We start from the raw sequence: 19,523 nt of genomic DNA on the forward strand, positions 1-19,523 counted from the left end.
TAAAGGTACAATTTAATGCGATTAATTTACTCAATAAGTAAAACCTTAGATAGGTGGCTAGCAGCAGAGTTACCGAATTTTGAAGGTACTCGAAAAGGGTAAGGTAAGTCTATTTTTTGACAATTTAATTTTACTTAACTTTGGCGTTACACAAGCATAAGTTACTAATATTTTCGTAGATTATATTTTGAAAGTCGTTATAATTTTTTTGTTTGATAAATAAATTTAATTGGATTTACAACAAAATAAATGTACCTAGTTGGGTGCATAATGCTTGTTTACATACATAGGGAAGAACAATGATACAAAAAATAGCAATGATTGCTTTAGTATTTACAACAACATTTGCCTTTAATGCAAATGCAGGCTTGATCAATCAATACGGAGTAGTTGCTTATAGTAATGGCGTATATCAAGGAGGAATGGGAAGTACATCTGCAGAGATTTATAATAACTCAACTAGCCTTTATGGCGAATTACAAACAACGAGTTACTTACCAACGTTAAAAGGGAAAACAACAAGCGGTTATAACAGAATATTAGCTGTGCAAGCGTTTCAATATACCGGTACTTCACCTTATGATTTAGATTTATCTATTGACCTTCATGGTAGTTCAAGTGGTGGTAATTCTACTTACTTAAGAGCCGACGTGGGTATTATTGATGTGGGTTATAGTATTAGCGGTATAGAAGAATATTATTTTGGTTATGACTTTGCTACCGTTTATTTTGAGCCATCTGAAGGCTATGGTGTTGATCAAACAAGCCTTTTTATTAGCAATGAACAAGACGTAAATAAATTAGACACGTTAAGTATTTCACTGAATACCAATCAGTATTTTTATTTGGTTTCTCAGTTAACCGTAAGCGCACAAGATGGCGGCTACGCAGACGCTTGGAATACACTAAATATGAGCTTCTCTGATTCGAGTAACTTGCTTTCAGCTGTTCCAGCGGCCAATGCTGGACCAACAAGTGTGCCGGAGCCAACAACATTTGCTTTGTTTGCTTTAACGTTATTTGGCCTTGCGGTAAGAAAAGTGCAAACTAAAAAGTAAAATAATAGAGTAAAAGTAATTTGAGATAAATCTCGCTTATTTGTTAAGACTTACGCTTACAAACTTATTAATTAAAAAACCGACTTTATGTCGGTTTTTTTATCTCGATAAAAAATCTATTTAAGGTATTGAATGGTGGTATACATGCATGGCTTAATGGCGCTCTTAATATCAATTCACAATTGAGATATTAATTAGCGCGTAAATTTTGTCAGCTACTTTGCTCTCGATGCAAAATTTAATGTAGATTTATTCTAGCGTCAAATTATATCTCTGGCCTAAATTTTGCTCAGTGCTATATATGTCAAAAACTTGAAAAATATAACATGATTAATAGCTTAAATACCTATAGCGCGCTGCTTAATAGTTCATCGTCTGTAACGTCTAATACCTCAGAAGTAGACAATATTATTGCTGAGCATAAAGCAAGCAGTACAGAAAACGAAGCCGTGTTAACGGGTAGTAGCAGTAACTTATATTTATCAAATAGGGCACAAAAAATAAATGCTATTAGCAATGAATTTTTTAGTAAAGATGCACTCAATTTTAATGATGTTGATGCATTGAAAGAACGGGTTTATCAGCTTGGTTTAATTTCAAAAAATGAATACACGGCATTAACCGATTCATCATCACAAGCTGAAAGTGAATCTTCAAAAAGCTCCGATAAAACTATAAGTATTGTTGATTTTATCAGTAGTTTACTTGAGCGTTTAGAGAATGATGATAACGAAAGTAATGCCGATGGTACTAATGATTTTACGTCAGCACCTGAAGAAGATAGTGCGGCATTAACAGCTTTAATTAAAGCGCTTGAGTCGGCAAAATATATTATTTCAGACGTTGAGGAAGCAAAGCGCGGGTCAGACTTTAAAGCCAATCTGCAAGACACCTTATTATTACTTAAAGAAACCATTGAAGCGCCAAGTTTCGAAAAAATACCATTAGACGATAAAGTATCGCTCAGTAAAGTTTATCAAACCCTAGAAATAGTTGACCAGCTTTCACCTGAACGGTTAAATAACGAAAAGCTCAATAAATATATGGATTTATCTTTTAGCTAATATTTATATTTACTATTTTTTTAACGAACACCTCCAACTGATGGTTACATAACATTAATCACATATTAAATATTGAACCTATCTACTTGCCAATTTAGTATGGTTTGATGTTATTTTCGGTTACCCGAATTTTATTGAATTGCAGGTTTATGTATATGTTATCACTTTATCCAGCCATTGAGCCTTTTGGGCATTTTTATCTTCCTGTCGCTAATAACTTAGCTAGTCAAACATTAACTAACGACACAATATCGAATAACTGTTCATCACAAACACATCAATTATATGTTGAGCAATGTGGCAATCCTGATGGTATTCCCGTGATTTTTTTGCACGGAGGACCAGGATCTGGTTGTCGGCCATCACATCGATGCTTTTTCGATCCTGCTTTGTACCATATTATTTTGTTTGATCAACGTGGCTGTGGTCGCTCTCGTCCTAAAGGGCTGTTAAAACATAATACTACCGGCCATCTTGTAGAAGATATTGAGTTAATACGTCAACATTTAGGTATTGAAAAATGGTTGGTTTTTGGTGGTTCTTGGGGCACTACGTTAGCGCTAACTTATGCACAGCGATTTGCTGATAAAGTTGCGGGCTTGATATTACGCGGAATATTTCTGGCTCGCCAACAAGATATTGATTGGTTTTATAGCGAAAATGGTGCGGCTAAAACTTACCCTGAGGCTTGGCGTTACTTAGTTGAACACTTGCCTATTTCACAGCAAGCGCAGCCAATATCGGCAATATATCAACAGCTTTCTAGTACTGATAATGCATGTTCAAACGCTATGCTTAAGCGAATACAATTTTGGGAAGCTAGTTTAGTTTATTGGCAAAAACGGCTTACGCTTGACGATATATCAATAACAGAAGATGAAAAAACATCGGCCATTATTCAGTTGTTTTATTCAATGAATCAATGCTTTATTGAGCAAGCCCCAATACTTGAACATATTGATAGTATTCGGCATATTCCAACAAAAATAATTCATGGTCGCCATGATATGGTTTGCTCTGTTGAGCAAGCTTGGTTATTAAAGCAATGTTGGCCTGAAGCTGAACTTTCAATTATTGAAATGGCTGGGCATGTTGCTAGCGAGCCTAAAATAATTTCGGCGCTAGTAAAAGCTACGAATGATTTTGCAAAGCTTAGCTGATGGATAAGGTTAAGGGTTAAAGGGATAAGCGTTAACGGATACTCTAATAGTAACAATTTTTAGTATTATTAAACGTTTGAGGTAGGCGACTTAATCAAAACATTAGTATCTTTTAACTGCTTTTATATCGGCGCAATATCATTATCCTTACATGCACCTATACTTTTCCATCTAAAGTATGATTTTTTATTAAATAGAAATTAAATACAGTAACTAGGTAAGCAATATTACGTTAAGTTTTACTAACCAAAGAGGAATAAATTATGTGGATTAAGCCTAATTTTGAAGAAATGCGTTTAGGATTTGAAGTTACTCTTTACATCAACAATCGCTAATAATTACACCATTAATAATTACTTCAGTTAGCTTTAATTTTTAAAAAACTGGGGTAATTAATTTTCACTGTTTAATTTCTCCTTTCCCACTTGTTTTAACTCGAGGCACATATGAAAATTTTAGTGCTAGGCTCAGCTGCAGGTGGCGGATTTCCACAATGGAATTGTCATTGCGCTAACTGTAAAGGTTTACGCGACGGAACAATTAAAGCCACTGCGCGCACACAATCGTCAATCGCTGTTAGCCCTAATGGCAAAGATTGGGTGTTAATCAATGCCTCTCCAGATATTCGTCAACAAATTAATCAATCGCCACAACTTTGGCCAGAGCAAGGCAGCCGAGGTACAAATATTCGTGCAGCAATTTTAACTGATAGCCAAATAGATCACACCACTGGCCTGTTAACGTTACGAGAAGGATTGCCGCTTGACGTGTATTGCAGTGATGTAGTTTATGAAGACCTATCAACCGTATTTCCCTTGTTTAACATGTTAGAACACTGGCACGGCGGCTTGAATTTTAATCTTATAGATACCGATAAACGCGCACCATTTAGTGTGAAAGGTGTTGCTGATATCGCTTTTGAACCGGTTATTATAGAGTCGAATGCGCCGCCATATTCTCGCTATCGCGATAAAGTGGTTGATGGTAATAACATTGGCTTAAAAATTATTGATAAAACCAGCGGTAAATATTTATTTTATCTCCCCGGTATTGTTGAAAGTAATGCTCAAGTTGAGCAAATTTTATCAGAAGCAAGTTGTGTACTCATCGACGGCACATTATGGCTAGACGATGAAATGATCGCGCAAGGTGTTGGTAAAAAGTTGGGTTCAGAAATGGGCCACATGCCGGTTAATGGAGAGTTTGGTACGGTTGCGTTATTAAATAAATTTCCGATTGAGCGAAAAATTCTTATTCATATAAACAACACAAACCCCATTTTAAATGAAGAGTCTCCTCAGCATCAGTATGTTTTAGACAATGGTGTCGAAATTGCCACCGACGGCATGGAAATAACGATTTAATCTCATTTTATAGGATCCATTTTTATGCAGGCTTGGACCAAAGAACAGTTTGAAAAAAAATTAAAAGATAAAGGTCAGCTTTATCATATTCATCATCCCTTTCATATTGCTATGCATAAAGGTGAATGTAGTAAGCAAGAAATACGAGGTTGGGTTGCTAATCGCTTTTATTATCAAGCGAATATATCGATAAAAGACGCCGCTATTATGGCCAATTGCTGTGATATAGAAACTCGGCGTTTATGGATTCAGCGCATACTTGATCATGACGGTAGCGTGGGTGATAACACGTTAGGTGGCATTGAAGCTTGGTTGCGTTTAGGTGAGGCAGTGGGGTTAAATCGACAAGATTTACTTGATGAAAAATTTGTACTGCCAGGCGTGCGTTTTGCGGTTGACGCTTATGTAAACTTTGCCCGCAGAGCAAACTGGCAAGAAGCGGCTTGTTCATCGTTAACTGAAATGTTTGCCCCTGAAATACACCAAAGCCGCCTTGATTCATGGCCCACAAATTACCCGTGGATAAAACCTGAAGGGTTAAGCTATTTTCAAATGCGTTTATCGCAGGCGCGCCGCGATGTTAATCATGGTTTACAAATAACTTTAGACCATTTTACTAGCCGCACCCAACAAGAAGATGCCTTGAATATTTTACAATTTAAGTTAGATATTCTCTGGAGCATGTTAGATGCTATTGCATTAGCATACCAACAAGGCAAAGCGCCTTATCAAGCCATATTAGGTGATGAAGCCATTGCCAATCCTATTTGCCACAAGGGGATATTTAAGTGAGTACACCAGCAGTAGCATCTAATAAAGTACCGGTACTTAATACCATGTTTCGTTTTCAGTGGGAAAAAGCACAAAACTGTTTTGTGTTGTTGTTTCCTGAAGGCATGGTAAAACTTAACGGTGGTGCTGGCGAAATTATGCAACTTGTTGATGGAAAAAAAAACCTGCAAGAAATTACTGATACTCTGAATGAAAAATTCCCTGATGCCGGTGATTTATCTGCGGATGTGAATGAGTTTATCAGCACTGCAATTGAAAAAAAGTGGCTATATTATGATTGATCAAACCGCTACCTCTGATTCAGTAGGCGAAGCTCCTAGTGTAAATATAAGCGAAAATATAAGCAAAAATCTGGATGAAAATTCAAGTGAAATGCTAACTGAAAGCATTTCAACAGTCGGCCCACCACTATGGTTGCTTGCCGAGTTAACTTACGACTGCCCATTACATTGTCCTTATTGTTCGAACCCAACACAGTTAACTGAAACCAAAGATGAGCTAACCACCGAACAATGGTGCCAAGTATTTACCGAAGCCCGAGACATGGGTGCGGTGCAACTGGGCTTTTCAGGTGGCGAGCCGCTATTGCGTAAAGATTTAGAAGTACTGGTAAAGCATTCTAGAGATTTAGGTTTTTATACTAACTTAATTACCTCGGGCATTGGCTTAACTGAAAAACGCATCGCTAAGTTAAAAGTAGCTGGGTTAGATCATATTCAAATAAGTTTTCAGGGAGCTGATCCCGAAGTAAACGATGCTATTGCCGGAAAAGGCAACGCTTACAAACAAAAATTTAAAATGGCTAAATCGGTTAAAGCACAAGGTTATCCTATGGTGCTTAACTTTGTTATTTCTAAACAAAACATCAGTCAAATTGCAGAAGTTATGCGTTTAAGTTGTGAGTTAGAGGCTGATTATGTTGAGTTAGCCACTGCGCAATATTACGGTTGGGCGTATCAAAACCGGGATCATTTGCTGCCCACTCAAGCTGAATTGGTTGAAGCTGAGCGCATAGTTAATGAGTTTAGAGAGCAACAGCAAGGCAAAGGGCCACATTTTATTTTTGTAACTCCTGACTATTATGAAACAAGACCTAAGGCTTGTATGAATGGCTGGGGCACCACATTTTTAACCGTTACGCCTGATGGCTCAGCCTTGCCTTGTCATAGCGCAAAAATGTTACCGTTGACTTTTCCAAATGTTAAAGACAAGTCGATTGCCGACATTTGGCAACAAGATTTTTCATTTGAATACTTTCGTGGTGACGATTGGATGCCACAACCTTGTAAGGGGTGTGATGAAAAAGAGAAAGACTTTGGCGGTTGTCGTTGTCAGGCCTTTATGATGACAGGCGACATGCATAAAACTGATCCCGTGTGTAGTAAGTCTGAAGATCATCACCTGATTCAAAAAGCTATCGAGAGTGCAATAAAACCTTCCAAAGCTATTGTTGATCGCATTAACCAAAGTACGGCGATGAAACATGCTAAAAATGCTGAGTTAAATATTGTTACCGTAAAAGTATGAGCGTAGCTGCACCCTTGATTGATAACATGTATCGCCATGAAAATGGTTTAAAACATATCAACATTGTTAATAATGAAGGCTACAGCGCTTTGTTTGTGGTTAACACCCCAATATTTGATAATAGTGGGGTAGCGCATGGTGTTGAACATGGCATTTTTCGTCGCAGTTTAGCTTTTGAAAACCCTGAAACTTTATTTCAACTAACGGCGCTTACTGATGCAAAAATTAATGCATCAACGTTTGCTGATACCACTTATTTCCATTGCCAAAGCCCGTGTGAATATACCTTCAACTTAGCCATAGAGTATTTATTAAATGGCTTGTTTTCGCCGGTGTTCGATGAAGAGTACTTAAACGGTGAAGTTTATGATGGCAAAGATAAAGGCGTTATTTATCGTGAACTTATTGGTATAGAGCACACCAAGAGCAACAGCGAAATAAAAGAAACAAGCGAAACATGCGAGATAGAGCATGAGTTTAATTATGGCGGTGTTAGCAGTACTATTGGCGACTTAACACTTAAAGAAATTAGGGCTTTTCATCAACGTTTTTATCAAGCGAGCAATATTACCTTAGTTACCGCTAATGCCGATGTTGAAAATATATCAGCGTTAATTTCGCGCTTATCTGTGCCAGTTAGCCAAGCACAAACTAGCCAAGCACAAAATAACCAAAGCCATTCGTTAAAAGATAAAGCTAACGCCGAGATAAAAAAAACGAGTAACAATCGTGGCAATAATAACAAAGCCGAACATTACCAAGCAAAATATTCCCCAGCAATTAACACGCTTATAAATGCTTATTCTTTAACGTTGAAAACGCCAAATGACTTACGTTTTGAACAATATAAAAGTGTTGAAAATGAAACGTTGACCGTTGATATTAAAGGGCAGGTGAAAGCCGAATCCAAACTCAATCTCAAACTAAAGCCCAAGTCTAAAATAATTCAAATAGAAAAAGCAGCTCAAACAGCTAAAGCAGGTGTAATTGCACCGCTCGTATCTTTGGCTGATAAAATTAGTGATGCGGTTAATGCTGAGCAAACATTTGATACTAGTGCTGAGATTAGTGTTGGCAGTAGTGCTGATACTAGCCCACTTAAAAGAAGTAAAGCCGAGTCAGCAAGTCAGCCATTACCTAAATTATTCACTTCGCTTTGCCTAGAAGCAAAACAACAGTTTGTATTAAATCACTCAGCTAAAAAAAACTTAACTAGCAAAGAATTAAGTCAAAAACAAAAGCCAAAAGAACACACCAAAGCGGTAAGTGTTTACGATCAGAATAACGCCTTATGGTTGATAAAAATTAGCAAAAAAGAACAAGCTATTGCCAATATCACCAGTTATGTATTGAGTGCTTATCCCGCATTTATAGCACGTAGATGTGAAGGCTTTTGTTATGCCACACAAGCATTAACCATTGAAGACTCAGCTTATCTTGCTATTTATAGCGCTTTTGACGTAGCACCAGTCGAGCAAATAAATACAATTTCACCATGCTTGTTGACCTTAAGTGAAGATATGGCTTTTATTAGTCAGAGCTTAATATTGGCTAAAATAAAGTACTGTCGGGTTCATCAAGTAAATAGCAGTAATGTTGCCGATTTAAGCCCAGAAGATATTGTTGGCTATTTACAAAGAATAGCTGTGGTTATGAGCTTAATTTAAGCGAAGCTTTTTTAGATAGTAGATAGTAGATATTAGATATTAAAGAGTTGAGGTTAGATAGTTGACCAATGCTGATCAACTCACTATGAAAGCATGTTTTTACACGAGTTTTTCTGCAAAAAATGCTAATGTGCGATCCCATGCAAGGTCTGCATTTTCTTTATCATAGCGCCCTGTAGAATCGTTATGAAAACCATGATGAGCATTTTTATACATGTGCATTTTATAAGGCACACCAGCCTGTTTTAAGTCGCTTTCATATTCAGGCCAAGATTTATTCACTCGCTCATCAAGCTCACCCAGTTGCACAAGTAACGATGCTTTAATATTTTTTCTTAACTCTTTCGATGCGGGTGTGCCGTAAAAGGGGACGCCTGCGATAATAAGATCAGAGTCGATTGCCGCTAAATAATTAACCATGTAACCACCAAAACAAAAACCTACAGCGCCGAGCTTGCCGTTACTTCTTGGGTGTTGCTTAATAAAGTTTGCCGCCGCTACAAAGTCATGCTGAATTTTAGCGCGATCCATGGTTCTTTGCATTGCTCTGCCTTCATCGTCATTACCAGGGTAGCCACCTAAAGGAAATAAAGCATCGGGCGCAAAGGCAAGGTAGCCAGCTTTAGCCAAACGGCGAGCTACATCTTTAACATAAGGGTTTAAGCCTCTGTTTTCATGGATAACAAGCACAACAGGCAGGGGGCCTTTTTTATTGGTTGGTGTAACTAAATAGCCTGCACCTTTACCGTAACCGTGTGGTGAGTCAAAAGATTCATAGGTTGCTTTTATATCTTCATCATTAAAAGATACTTGCTCGGCTAAGGCATAATTAGGTAAAAGGGCCGATGTGAGTACGGTCATTGAATAACCCACAGCCACTAAAGTACCAAGCTTTGCCATAAATGTTCTACGATCCATGCCGCCATGTGCATAAGAGTCGTACCAGTCAAATGCTTCTTGAGGAATATCACTGTTTTGTTTTTTTGACATTTTAATCTCACTTATGAATGTTGATTTTGACAAAATATGAACGCTTTACCTAGGGATAAAGTAGGATAATTTCTCGGGTAGCACAACTTAAAAGTTATTATTGATCGTTAGAGTTTAAGCAGGCTAGCTGTTTCCATGTATCTGGTTTAGTCACAAACTATTTTCAAACAGGCTACTTATATCAAGTTGCTTAAAAAAGACTAGTTAGAACGGATAAGTTACCTGCTTTAGTCAGCTATTATTTCAACAAGTACAGCATTGAGGTTTTCAATTTCATCGGTTTTACTGGCTTGTTAAGTAATAAAATATCGTTAGCTTTAACCTCGTTCTTTAACTCTTTACTGTAATTGGCGGTGATCATAATTACCGGCAGTTCATTAACGCGTAAGCTATTTATCTCGGTTGAAACGTCTAAACCATTAACGCCGTCGTCAAGATGGTAATCCACGATGAGTATGTCTGCATGGTCATCTGCCACATTCACTTGTTCTTGCAAATGTTTCAAGCTAGTTGCGGTGGTTACAATAAAATCCCAGCCGCCTAATAACTCAGCCATACCGGCACAAACGGTCGCATCGTTATCAATAATCCATATTTTACGCTTAGCTAAAGCCGTATTATCAAGGATGTAATTTTGAGGGTTTATGGTTTGAGGTAAGTCACTTAATTTACCTAAGGGCACTTTTACCGAAAAAACTGAGCCTTTACCTAAGGTAGAATTAACCATAATAGGTTGCTTTAATACGGTTGAAATTTTATCGACAATGGCAAGCCCTAAGCCTAGGCCGTTACGAAACGCTGATTGAGACGATTTAAGACGTTTAAACTCCTTAAATATCTCTTGAAGCTGGTCTTGGGCAATACCCATACCATTGTCCCATACTTCAATAGAAACATAATCACCTTGTCGTCTACAGCCAAGTAAGACCTTGCCATTATTGGCGTATCTAAAGGCATTAGAGAGAAAGTTGCGCAGAATGCGTGCTAGCAATACACTGTCAGAATTTACCACTAAATCGCTACTAACATAGTGTAATTTTACTTTAAATTGTTCACTGGTTTGTTGATATTCACTGGCTAGGTTATTAAGTAATTCTGATAATTTAAATGAGCTTTTGTCTGCTTTTACTACACCCGCATCTAGTTTTGAAATATCTACTAGGGTGCAAATTAAGTTCTCTAAATCGTCTAACGAATTAGAAACAGAACCCAGCAGTTTTTTGGTATTCGTTTCTAACGTTTTTTCCATGAGTGAGCTGGTAAACAACTGCGCGGCATTTAAGGGTTGCAGTAGATCATGGCTAACAGCAGCTAAAAATTTTGTTTTGGTGCTGTTGGCAAACTCAGCTTCACTTTTGGCTTTATGTAAATTCGCTTGTGCCTGGCTGCGCTCAGCTACTTCAACAATTAACTTATCGTTTAACCCTTGCAGTTGAACCGTTCTTTCTTGCACTCTAATTTCAAGTTCATCATGAGCTTTTTGTAGTGCAAGGGCATCTTTTCTACGTGCGGTAATGTCGCGAATAAGCACGAAAAACCCAAGAACATGGCCTTTATTGTCGCGATTAGGCACGTAAGATTTTAAAAGATAGCAAGGTTCACCTTTTTTGTTTTTTTCTTCCATGGCAAAGCTGACACTTTCACCTTTTAAAGCGCGATCAACATAAGATTTTAATTCAGTGAAATTAGTATGCACACGGCTTTGTTCTAGCTCCAAACCATTAAGTCCGCCTTGTGGCAAACCATACCAGTCAACATATACTTGGTTAGTAAACTGATATTTTAGATCTTCGCCTATGTAGGCGATCATCGCGGGAACATTATCAGTAATTAATCGCAGCCAACTTTCACTTTTTCTTAACGATTCTGCATAGCGATGACGTTCGGTAATATCGCTGTAGGTTTTGATGATTTTACCATTATTTAAACGATGATCACGTATTTCTAGAACCGTTCCATTCATTAGCGTTTGGGTATAATAATAGTTATCTGTACTAGATTTTGGTGCGAGATCAAGCTCGGTTAAGTTTTGCACATTATTGGTGTTGGGCATTGCCCGTAAAAGGTTTGGCGATAATTGACTAATTTGTGCAAACCGCATATTCCATACTTCAATTTTATTTTGGCTGCTGATTAAAACCACACCTTGTGAAAGGTTATCAATTAAGTTTTGCAGTAACAAAGATTTTTGCGCCATGCCACGCTCGTATCGGGCGCTTTCTGCATTTTTAATGGCAGTAATATCGGTATAAAGCATTACCCAGCCACCTTCGCTGGTGCGATGTTCGTTGAGTTGGAACCAACGATCGTCTGATAGCTGATATACGGGGCTGGCAAAATTATCCCCCGGTGATGCTCGACGAATAATGCCACGTGTTTTAGCTAACTCTTTTAAGTCATTAAGGTTTGCACCTTCAACAATAGGTAAGCCAGAATCACTCCAAAAGCTGGCAAAGTTACTGTTTTGAAGAATAATTCTGCCATCGTTATCGAGTAAAACAAAGGCTTCTGTAATGCTTTCAATCGCATCTATAAAGCGTTGTTTAAATAAGTTGGCAGTATCATTTGCTTGTTTTAATGCTCGGTTACTCGACTCTAGTTTTGCGAGTGTTTCATTCAGTGTTTGCGTTTTTTCTCGTACTTGTTCAGCTAAGTGCACAGAATGTTCAAAAGCGGTGTAGGGGGCATATTGATTTTCGCCACTGTCTTCAACACGTTGCATTAAAGCATTGTTAATTTTAATAAGTTTAGCATTTTGATGTTTTAGCAAAGCCAACTCATCTTTTAAAGCTTGCTCACTCATTGTCGCCTCCAGCGATGAAAACGCCGGTAAAAGTTTGGTTTAAGTGAATACCATTAGTATGTTCGCCGTAGGTATTAAAACCAACAATGTTGTATTGGGCATTTAAACGTCTTACTCGCGATTCTAAGCCTTTTTGTTCAATTTCAAGCCGCCTTAAAAAGCAATCACAGGTTAGGACTAATTCAGGGGCACCATAGCGTTGTGAAATTTCACCAAGTTTGTCTGTTACAGGGGAAAATATATCGCCCATTTCTACGGCTGTTAGCACAATACCAACATCCACTGCGCAGTAAAATGTTAAGCTTAAATCTGCTTCATTCACTTTTTGAATAGAACGAATATAGTAGTCACCGCCGACTTTAACCGCTAATGGATTAAGCGAAAATACTTCTGGGCTTAAATCTTTCAGGTCAATATTGAGTAATTTTGCATACTCTAATGCTGCAGACTCGGCGTTTAATTCGTACACCGTTCTGTTGGCTGCGTCAGCATCGGTAACCACGAGTTTTTCTATTGGTCGCTTGATGTGGTGACAGGTAAAAACTTCAAATGGCAAAATGGTGTTAACCATAATAACAATTGCAGCGTTTCGATAAAATTTTCCGTGATAATAAACATGAGTCTTAGTTAAATTTATGTCGTCGCCCGCCGAACCACCAAAATGCGGAATAGCTCTAGCAGCAGAGTTTAAGGTAACTAAAAACTGTTCTTCGCTTGAAGAAAGGCCATCGAGTAAGGTGAGTAAGAAACTGTTATTTTTTATCTCTGTTAACTCTTTCGATTGGCAGCTTTCAACTAACTCATTAATGGTTGACTGAGCATTGATGGTGTCGAATTTTTCCATCGACTCAATTAATGTAGCGCAAATAGCAAAGTATTGGCTGGAAAATCCGATAGCAACTATGGAGTGCTGTTCGTAACCTTGGTTTGTGACTTCGCCAGCGGTAGTACATCCGACAATATCAACATCGGTAAAGGTGCTTTCCATACTTTGTGCTAGGGTGTCTAGCGCATAAGTAGAGGAGCAATAGAAAAGCACAAAGCTGATGTTCGCTTTATTTAATTGTTGATATAGTTCAAGGCTTGCAATGGCAGGGTCTATTGCTTTACTAACTGCCGTAACTGTTTTTATTTCATGCATACATTCGGCTCATCATTATGTAGATAACCATCATATAGTTTACTGGTTACAGTTCAACACCTTTATCGGTGAAGGCTTTGTTTTATTTGCATATTTATTAACTACGCAGAGCTTAGGGCTTTCAATAACCACAACACATTCTAAGCATTGAATACATTCACTGTAGTCAATTGCACCTGTGGGTTTAATGGCGTCTATACCACATTTTTTATTACGACAAAGCTGACATGGTGAGCCACATTCATCACGACGTCTTAACCATTTAAATATGGGGTATCGACCAATAATTGCTAATCCTGCGCCTAACGGACACAAATAACGACAATAAAATTTATGAATTTTCAAGCTCAAAAGTAGCAGTAAAACAGCATACAAAACAAACGGCCAATAGCGCACAAAATTAAGTGTTATGCTGGTTTTAAAAGGCTCTATTTCAGCCAGTTGCTCTGCTAGTGTTAGTGAGTAAAAAGAACAAGCGACTAACAATACCAGCAATACATATTTTACTTTTTGACCCGCTTTATGGTGTTGAGGCTTAATTTTAATTTGTTTTATTTTCAGTTTAGTCGCTATCAAAGTCATTATTTCTTGTAGCGCACCAAAAGGGCATAACCAACCACAGAACAAACCTCGGCCCCACAAGAACAGGCTAATAAAGACAAAAATCCATAAAATAAATATTATCGGATCAAGCAGAAATACTTCAATGTTAAAGCCTTGTTTGATTGACAATAACAAGGTGTAAATGTTGACAACAGACAACTGCCCTTGGGAATAAAAGCCGATAAAGCCGATAACAAATATCAAGGAGATAAAGCGTACTTGGTGAGTTAACTTTTCATTTTTCGCCAACGTTTCTTGCTTAATAAAAATTAGTGTTAAGGCGATAAGATATATGCAAAGTATGATTATTTCATTACTTCGTTGTAGCCAAAGCTTTAGCCATAATGGTTGCGCTTTTTCAGGTTGAACTAAAGGCGTTTTATCAAGAAACAAAGTTTCAGGTAATGTACTCGCAAAGTTAAAGTTGTGTTGTTTTTTAGATAAAAATGATTGGTTATAGTTAACAGCTAACGACAGGGTTAACTCTTTGTTTAGCTCAAAACCAGATTGAGACTTAATACGGAACACTTTAATTTCATTATAGTCGGGTATTTCAAGTGCAAACCTAGGATTGAAATAGCTATAAAAGTCGACATCGCGCATATCAACCGGCAGTGCGGTTTGCGTTGCGCTTAAACGACTAGGAACGGTTTGTGGAATAAACGCTTCACTAACAAAAGCATAGTTACCGCGATTTAATACCATTAAGGCATGTTCACCGGGGATTAAACTTTCGAGTAAGCGTTGGTATTCTGTTTGACCTAATAAGTTTTTACCCACAATAGGGATGTTAGCAAATCCGAAATATAAATCGATAAAGTCGTTGCTATCTTCACTTAGTTTTTCAATTGTATTTGTCAGTGTACTTGATTCGTTTTGGGTTAAGGCGAGTGCTTGGTCACGTGTTAATTGCCAGTGCTGTATATATTTTTTCTCAAGCAGTTGTTCAAAGCTTAATTTTTCAAAAAAGTCGGGATCAACCACGAAATTTGAAGGCGCAACGAAGCCAGATAACTTTTCGCGTGCCACTTTGAGTGCAGAAGCAATTATGGTGTCGTTAACGACTAATACTGAAATGGTAGCGCGGGTAATGCCATCGAAATAGGTGGCATCTTTTGACGATTTATCGCGGGCATTAATAATAAAGCGTTCTTTAATTGAATGGTTTTGATACTGGTTAATAAAATTAAATAATGGCTGTTCGCCTAGTCCGTGCAGGAATATTGGTTCATGATGATTTAATATTTTTAAGCCGGTAATTACGCCTTGAGTGTCAATACCAATAAGAATATTGACAGTTTGCCCTGAAAAACCAATGAAGTTGGTAAAATCGTCTGACTCAAAGACATAACCGAGTAAATCGCCTAACTGATAAACCGGCGTTACGGCAATTTTTTTATCAACAGGGCCTAAACGTGTTGCACTAGGAAATATTTCGGCAATATCGGCAGAAATAGAGGTGGTATTTTGAGGCTCAACAGGAGAAAAAGAAAAAGAATAAAAAGAAGGTGCAAGCATAAAAACAAGCATGAAAATCACTCTTGTCATTAGGAAGTTGAGTATTTTTAAATGCATGCTAACACCCCTAAAAATCGTTACAAACTGATCAGTATTTGCGGAATAAAAAAGTGCCAGTCTCGTTAAAGAAAGGCACCCTAATACACATCGAGGGCTAGGTTAAAAGAAACCTAAAGGACTCGTGCTATAGCTTACTAATAAGTTTTTAGTTTGCTGATAATGATCAAGCATCATTTTATGGTTTTCACGACCGATACCTGATTTTTTATAACCACCAAATGCTGCGTGAGCTGGGTATAAATGGTAACAGTTAGTCCATACTCGACCCGCTTCAATACCACGTCCAACTCGGTGTGCAAGGTTGGCGTCACGTGTCCATAAACCCGCGCCTAAACCGTAAACTGAATCGTTAGCTATGGCTAATGCTTCGGCTTCATCTTTAAAGGTAGTTACTGCAACAACCGGTCCAAAAATTTCTTCTTGGAAGATGCGCATTTTGTTATTACCTTTTAAAATAGTAGGTTGGATGTAGTAACCCGTATCAAGTGAATCGCCTAAGCTTTCTTTATTGCCGCCAGTTAAAAGCTCAGCACCTTCATCTTTACCAATAGTTAGGTAGCTCATGATTTTCTCAAATTGCTCTTGAGATGCTTGAGCACCCACCATAGTTTCAGTATCGAGTGGGTTGCCGCGAATAATTTTGTTCGCTTTTTCGATGACTTTTTCCATAAATTCGTCGAAAATATCTTCTTGGATTAAGGCTCGAGACGGACAAGTACAAACCTCACCTTGGTTAAAGAAGCCTAAAACAAAACCTTCAGCACACTTTTCTAAGTAGTCATCTTCAAATTGTGTTATGTCTTTAAAGAAAATATTCGGTGATTTACCACCAAGTTCTACCGTTGATGGAATAAGATTTTCAGCGGCACATTTAAGAATGTGTCCACCAATTGCGGTAGAGCCTGTGAAGGCGATTTTACCAATGCGTGTGCTTGTAGCTAGTGCTTCACCGGCTTCTTTACCAAAACCATTGACTATGTTTAAAACGCCTGGCGGAAGTAAGTCAGCAATAATGTCCATTAAAACTAAAATACTGACCGGTGTTTGCTCAGCAGGTTTTAAAATTACACAGTTACCAGCAGCAAGTGCAGGCGCAAGCTTCCATGCCGCCATTAATATTGGGAAATTCCAAGGAATTATTTGACCAACAACACCAATTGGCTCATGAAAATGATAAGCAACAGTCTCGTTATCTATTTGTGAAAGAGAACCTTCTTGTGAACGAATACAGCCGGCAAAGTAGCGAAAGTGATCAGCACATAATGGAATATCAGCCGCAAGCGTTTCGCGCACTGGCTTACCGTTATCCCATGTTTCAGCAACGGCAATTTTCTCAAGGTTTTCTTCAATACGGTCAGCAATTTTCAGGAGCACTCTCGAGCGGTCTTGAACTGATGTTTTTCCCCAAGCTTCTTTAGCGCCATGAGCTGCATCAAGTGCTAATTCAATATCTTCGCTGCTTGAACGAGGAATTTCACAAATAACTTCACCAGTAACAGGGGTAGTGTTGGTAAAATAATTTCCCTTAACAGGAGCTACCCACTGACCATTGATAAAGTTTTCATATTTAGGTTTAAAAGAAACAACAGAACCTTCACTGCCTGGGTTTGAATAGATCATATATCACCTCGTGTCGAGACCAGCCAGAGTAATACTCTTTCCATGGCCCTATTTATGTTTGCTCTAGTTATTACTAAAACGTTTTTTTCGTGTATCTATAGTAATGCGGTGCAAGCAAATGGAACTATTACCCATAGGCTTTAAAAACATCATACTTTGGGACGAGTTGCTTGGTTTTTATGGGGCTATCACTAATTTTTAAGGTAAAAAAAAGCTTTTGAAAAATATCAAAAGCTTTTTAAATGCAGGGAGAGTAGGGCTGGTGTTACATTACTATGGGAGTCGTTTTGTATTCAGCCCTTCTGTTATTGCTTGCGGTAATTGCTTGCGATAATTACTTAGGTAATTTAAAGGTCCAAACACTGCCACCTTGGTTAAAGTGTTTAATACGCTCTGCAACGTCACCGCCCCATAAAGGAACTGCGCCACCCCAACCAGAAAGTACTGACAAGTATTGTTCGCCATCCATTTCCCAAGTAATAGGTGAGCCTACAATGCCTGAGCCTGTATTAAATTTATATTTTACTTCACCTGTTTTAGCGTCAAGGCCTAATAAATAACCTTCTGGTGTACCGGTAAATACTAAGTTACCTGCAGTTACTAAAACACCACCCCATAAAGGTGCGTAGTTATTGTAGCGCCAAATAACTTTACCCGTTTTAGGGTCGATTGCTTTTAGCACACCAATGTAGTCTTCATTAATGGCTTTTATGGTAAAACCAGCACCTAAGTATGCTGCACCTTTTTTATAGGCAGTAGGCTCATTCCAAATATCCATTTGCCATTCGTTTGCAGGCACATAAAATAATTCTGTATCTTGGCTGTAAGCCATTGGCATCCAGTTCTTGGCACCTAAGAAGGCTGGCGCTGAAACAACAGTACTACCTTTATTACCATCTTTTGATTTACTAGGATCACCAGGTCTGTTGCTATCAACATAGATTGGACGACCCTCATCAGTTAGTCCTGAAGCCCAGGTAATTTTATCTGCAAATGGGAAACCACGTATAAAGTCACCATTTTCACGATTAAGTACGTAGAAGAATCCGTTTCTGTCGGCTGTTGCAGCGGCTTTTATGGTTTTACCTTTTTCTTTATAATCGAAAGAGATAAGTTCGTTTACGCCATCAAAATCCCAACCATCATGCGGCGTTGTTTGAAAGTGCCATACAATTTTACCGGTATCTGGGTCGATAGCTAAACGAGAAGATGAGAAAAGGTTATCGCCTGGGCGTAAGTGAGAGTTCCAAGGTGCTGGGTTACCTGTGCCAAAGAAAAGCAAATCAACGTCAGCATCATAAGTACCACCTAACCAAGGCGCAGCACCACCTGATTTCCAAAGCTCTGCTGGCCAAGTTTGTCCTGGTTTACCGCCAGAAATGCCATTGTCCATTTTTTTGCCGTTTTTCCAAATGTAGCCCATGTGGCCTTCAACAGTTGGACGTTCCCAAACTAATTTACCATTTTTAGCATCGTAAGCTCTTACTTTACCTACAACACCAAATTCGCCACCGGCAACACCTGTAATGACCTTACCTTTAACTATAATAGGTGCGGCGGTAATTGAATAACCGGCTTTGTAGTCTTCTACTTTCTTTTTCCAAACGACTTTACCTGTGTCTTTATGCAATGCGACAAGTTTCGCATCAAGCGTACCAAAAATAACTAGATCATCGAATAATGCCACGCCACGGTTAATAACATCACAACATGGCATAATGCCATCTGGTAGTCTTGCATCGTATTGCCAAAGTTCGTCACCCGTATTTACATCAATTGCATACACACGTGAGTATGAACCAGTGATATACATAACGCCGTCTTTCACCATAGGTTGAGATTCTTGACCACGTTGTTTTTCGCCGCCTAATGAAAAAGACCAAACCGGATGCATTTGCTTAACTGTTTCGGTATTTATTTTATCAAGTGGACTGTAACGCTGACCTTTTAGGCCAAGTCCGTAGGTTACTACGTCATTAGTTGTCATTTGGTCATTGGCAATGTCTTTATCGGTTACACCTGCGTTTGCTAGGCCTGTAAACGTTAAAGACATAGCAATAGATAATGACAATATTTTATTTTTACCTGCTGTTATCATTGTTATTTCCTCTTGGGTTATAAATATACGTAACGATATTTTGTCTTTTTATCTTCCT

15 protein-coding genes are annotated in these 19,523 nt (G+C 38.3%); 9 read left to right on the forward strand and 6 right to left on the reverse strand.

What is annotated here, in order from left to right; translation table 11 throughout:
* The first annotated feature begins 299 nt into the window (after window positions 1-299).
* The 9 genes from AC27H3_RS10600 to AC27H3_RS10640 all read left to right on the forward strand — a co-directional run bounded on the left by AC27H3_RS10600 (window position 300) and on the right by AC27H3_RS10640 (window position 8,632).
* On the forward strand, window positions 300-1,058 hold the full coding sequence (locus AC27H3_RS10600) for a PEP-CTERM sorting domain-containing protein (protein WP_487106035.1): 759 nt from the start codon (window positions 300-302) through the stop codon (window positions 1,056-1,058).
* A gap of 326 nt (window positions 1,059-1,384) precedes the next feature.
* Window positions 1,385-2,122 (forward strand): hypothetical protein, encoded by a 738-nt coding sequence (locus AC27H3_RS10605; protein ID WP_487106036.1) that lies wholly within the window; start codon window positions 1,385-1,387, stop codon window positions 2,120-2,122.
* A 155-nt stretch (window positions 2,123-2,277) separates the two neighbouring features.
* Window positions 2,278-3,282 (forward strand): prolyl aminopeptidase, encoded by a 1,005-nt coding sequence (pip, locus tag AC27H3_RS10610; protein WP_487106038.1) that lies wholly within the window; start codon window positions 2,278-2,280, stop codon window positions 3,280-3,282.
* A gap of 263 nt (window positions 3,283-3,545) precedes the next feature.
* A complete protein-coding gene (pqqA, locus tag AC27H3_RS10615) occupies window positions 3,546-3,617 on the forward strand; it encodes a pyrroloquinoline quinone precursor peptide PqqA (RefSeq protein ID WP_081182153.1) in 72 nt (23 codons plus the stop codon).
* Window positions 3,618-3,728: 111 nt separating this feature from the next.
* Window positions 3,729-4,646: a pyrroloquinoline quinone biosynthesis protein PqqB gene (gene pqqB / locus AC27H3_RS10620; RefSeq protein WP_487106040.1), complete on the forward strand. Its 918-nt coding sequence runs from the start codon at window positions 3,729-3,731 to the stop codon at window positions 4,644-4,646.
* An 18-nt stretch (window positions 4,647-4,664) separates the two neighbouring features.
* Window positions 4,665-5,438 carry a pyrroloquinoline-quinone synthase PqqC gene (pqqC, locus tag AC27H3_RS10625; protein WP_487106198.1) on the forward strand — a complete coding sequence of 258 codons (774 nt, stop codon included), beginning with the start codon at window positions 4,665-4,667 and terminating at the stop codon, window positions 5,436-5,438.
* Window positions 5,435-5,719 (forward strand): pyrroloquinoline quinone biosynthesis peptide chaperone PqqD, encoded by a 285-nt coding sequence (gene pqqD, locus AC27H3_RS10630; protein ID WP_487106042.1) that lies wholly within the window; start codon window positions 5,435-5,437, stop codon window positions 5,717-5,719. Before pqqC ends, pqqD begins: the two co-directional genes overlap by 4 nt.
* Window positions 5,720-5,810: 91 nt before the next feature.
* On the forward strand, window positions 5,811-6,965 hold the full coding sequence (pqqE, locus tag AC27H3_RS10635) for a pyrroloquinoline quinone biosynthesis protein PqqE (protein WP_487106200.1): 1,155 nt from the start codon (window positions 5,811-5,813) through the stop codon (window positions 6,963-6,965).
* Window positions 6,962-8,632, forward strand: a complete 1,671-nt coding sequence (locus AC27H3_RS10640; RefSeq protein WP_487106044.1) for a peptidase M16 family protein — start codon at window positions 6,962-6,964, stop codon at window positions 8,630-8,632. The genes pqqE and AC27H3_RS10640 overlap by 4 nt, the downstream gene beginning before the upstream one ends.
* A gap of 99 nt (window positions 8,633-8,731) precedes the next feature.
* On the opposite strand, the gene AC27H3_RS10645 is transcribed toward AC27H3_RS10640, so the two are convergent.
* From AC27H3_RS10645 to AC27H3_RS10670, 6 genes are all read right to left on the reverse strand, one after another.
* Window positions 8,732-9,622 carry a dienelactone hydrolase family protein gene (locus tag AC27H3_RS10645; protein WP_487106046.1) on the reverse strand — a complete coding sequence of 297 codons (891 nt, stop codon included), beginning with the start codon at window positions 9,620-9,622 and terminating at the stop codon, window positions 8,732-8,734.
* A 238-nt stretch (window positions 9,623-9,860) separates the two neighbouring features.
* Window positions 9,861-12,425 carry a hybrid sensor histidine kinase/response regulator gene (locus tag AC27H3_RS10650; protein ID WP_487106048.1) on the reverse strand — a complete coding sequence of 855 codons (2,565 nt, stop codon included), beginning with the start codon at window positions 12,423-12,425 and terminating at the stop codon, window positions 9,861-9,863.
* A complete protein-coding gene (gene nosP / locus AC27H3_RS10655) occupies window positions 12,418-13,566 on the reverse strand; it encodes a nitric oxide-sensing protein NosP (protein ID WP_487106050.1) in 1,149 nt (382 codons plus the stop codon). The genes AC27H3_RS10650 and nosP overlap by 8 nt, the downstream gene beginning before the upstream one ends.
* A gap of 39 nt (window positions 13,567-13,605) precedes the next feature.
* On the reverse strand, window positions 13,606-15,744 hold the full coding sequence (locus tag AC27H3_RS10660) for a 4Fe-4S binding protein (protein ID WP_487106052.1): 2,139 nt from the start codon (window positions 15,742-15,744) through the stop codon (window positions 13,606-13,608).
* 102 nt (window positions 15,745-15,846) lie between these two features.
* Window positions 15,847-17,367: an acetaldehyde dehydrogenase ExaC gene (exaC, locus tag AC27H3_RS10665; RefSeq protein ID WP_085305702.1), complete on the reverse strand. Its 1,521-nt coding sequence runs from the start codon at window positions 17,365-17,367 to the stop codon at window positions 15,847-15,849.
* Between the two features lie 334 nt (window positions 17,368-17,701).
* A complete protein-coding gene (locus tag AC27H3_RS10670; protein WP_408607678.1) occupies window positions 17,702-19,420 on the reverse strand; it encodes a PQQ-dependent methanol/ethanol family dehydrogenase in 1,719 nt (572 codons plus the stop codon).
* Window positions 19,421-19,523: the final 103 nt, after the last annotated feature.

This window comes from Colwellia sp. NW0002-52-1 (genome assembly GCF_057550865.1).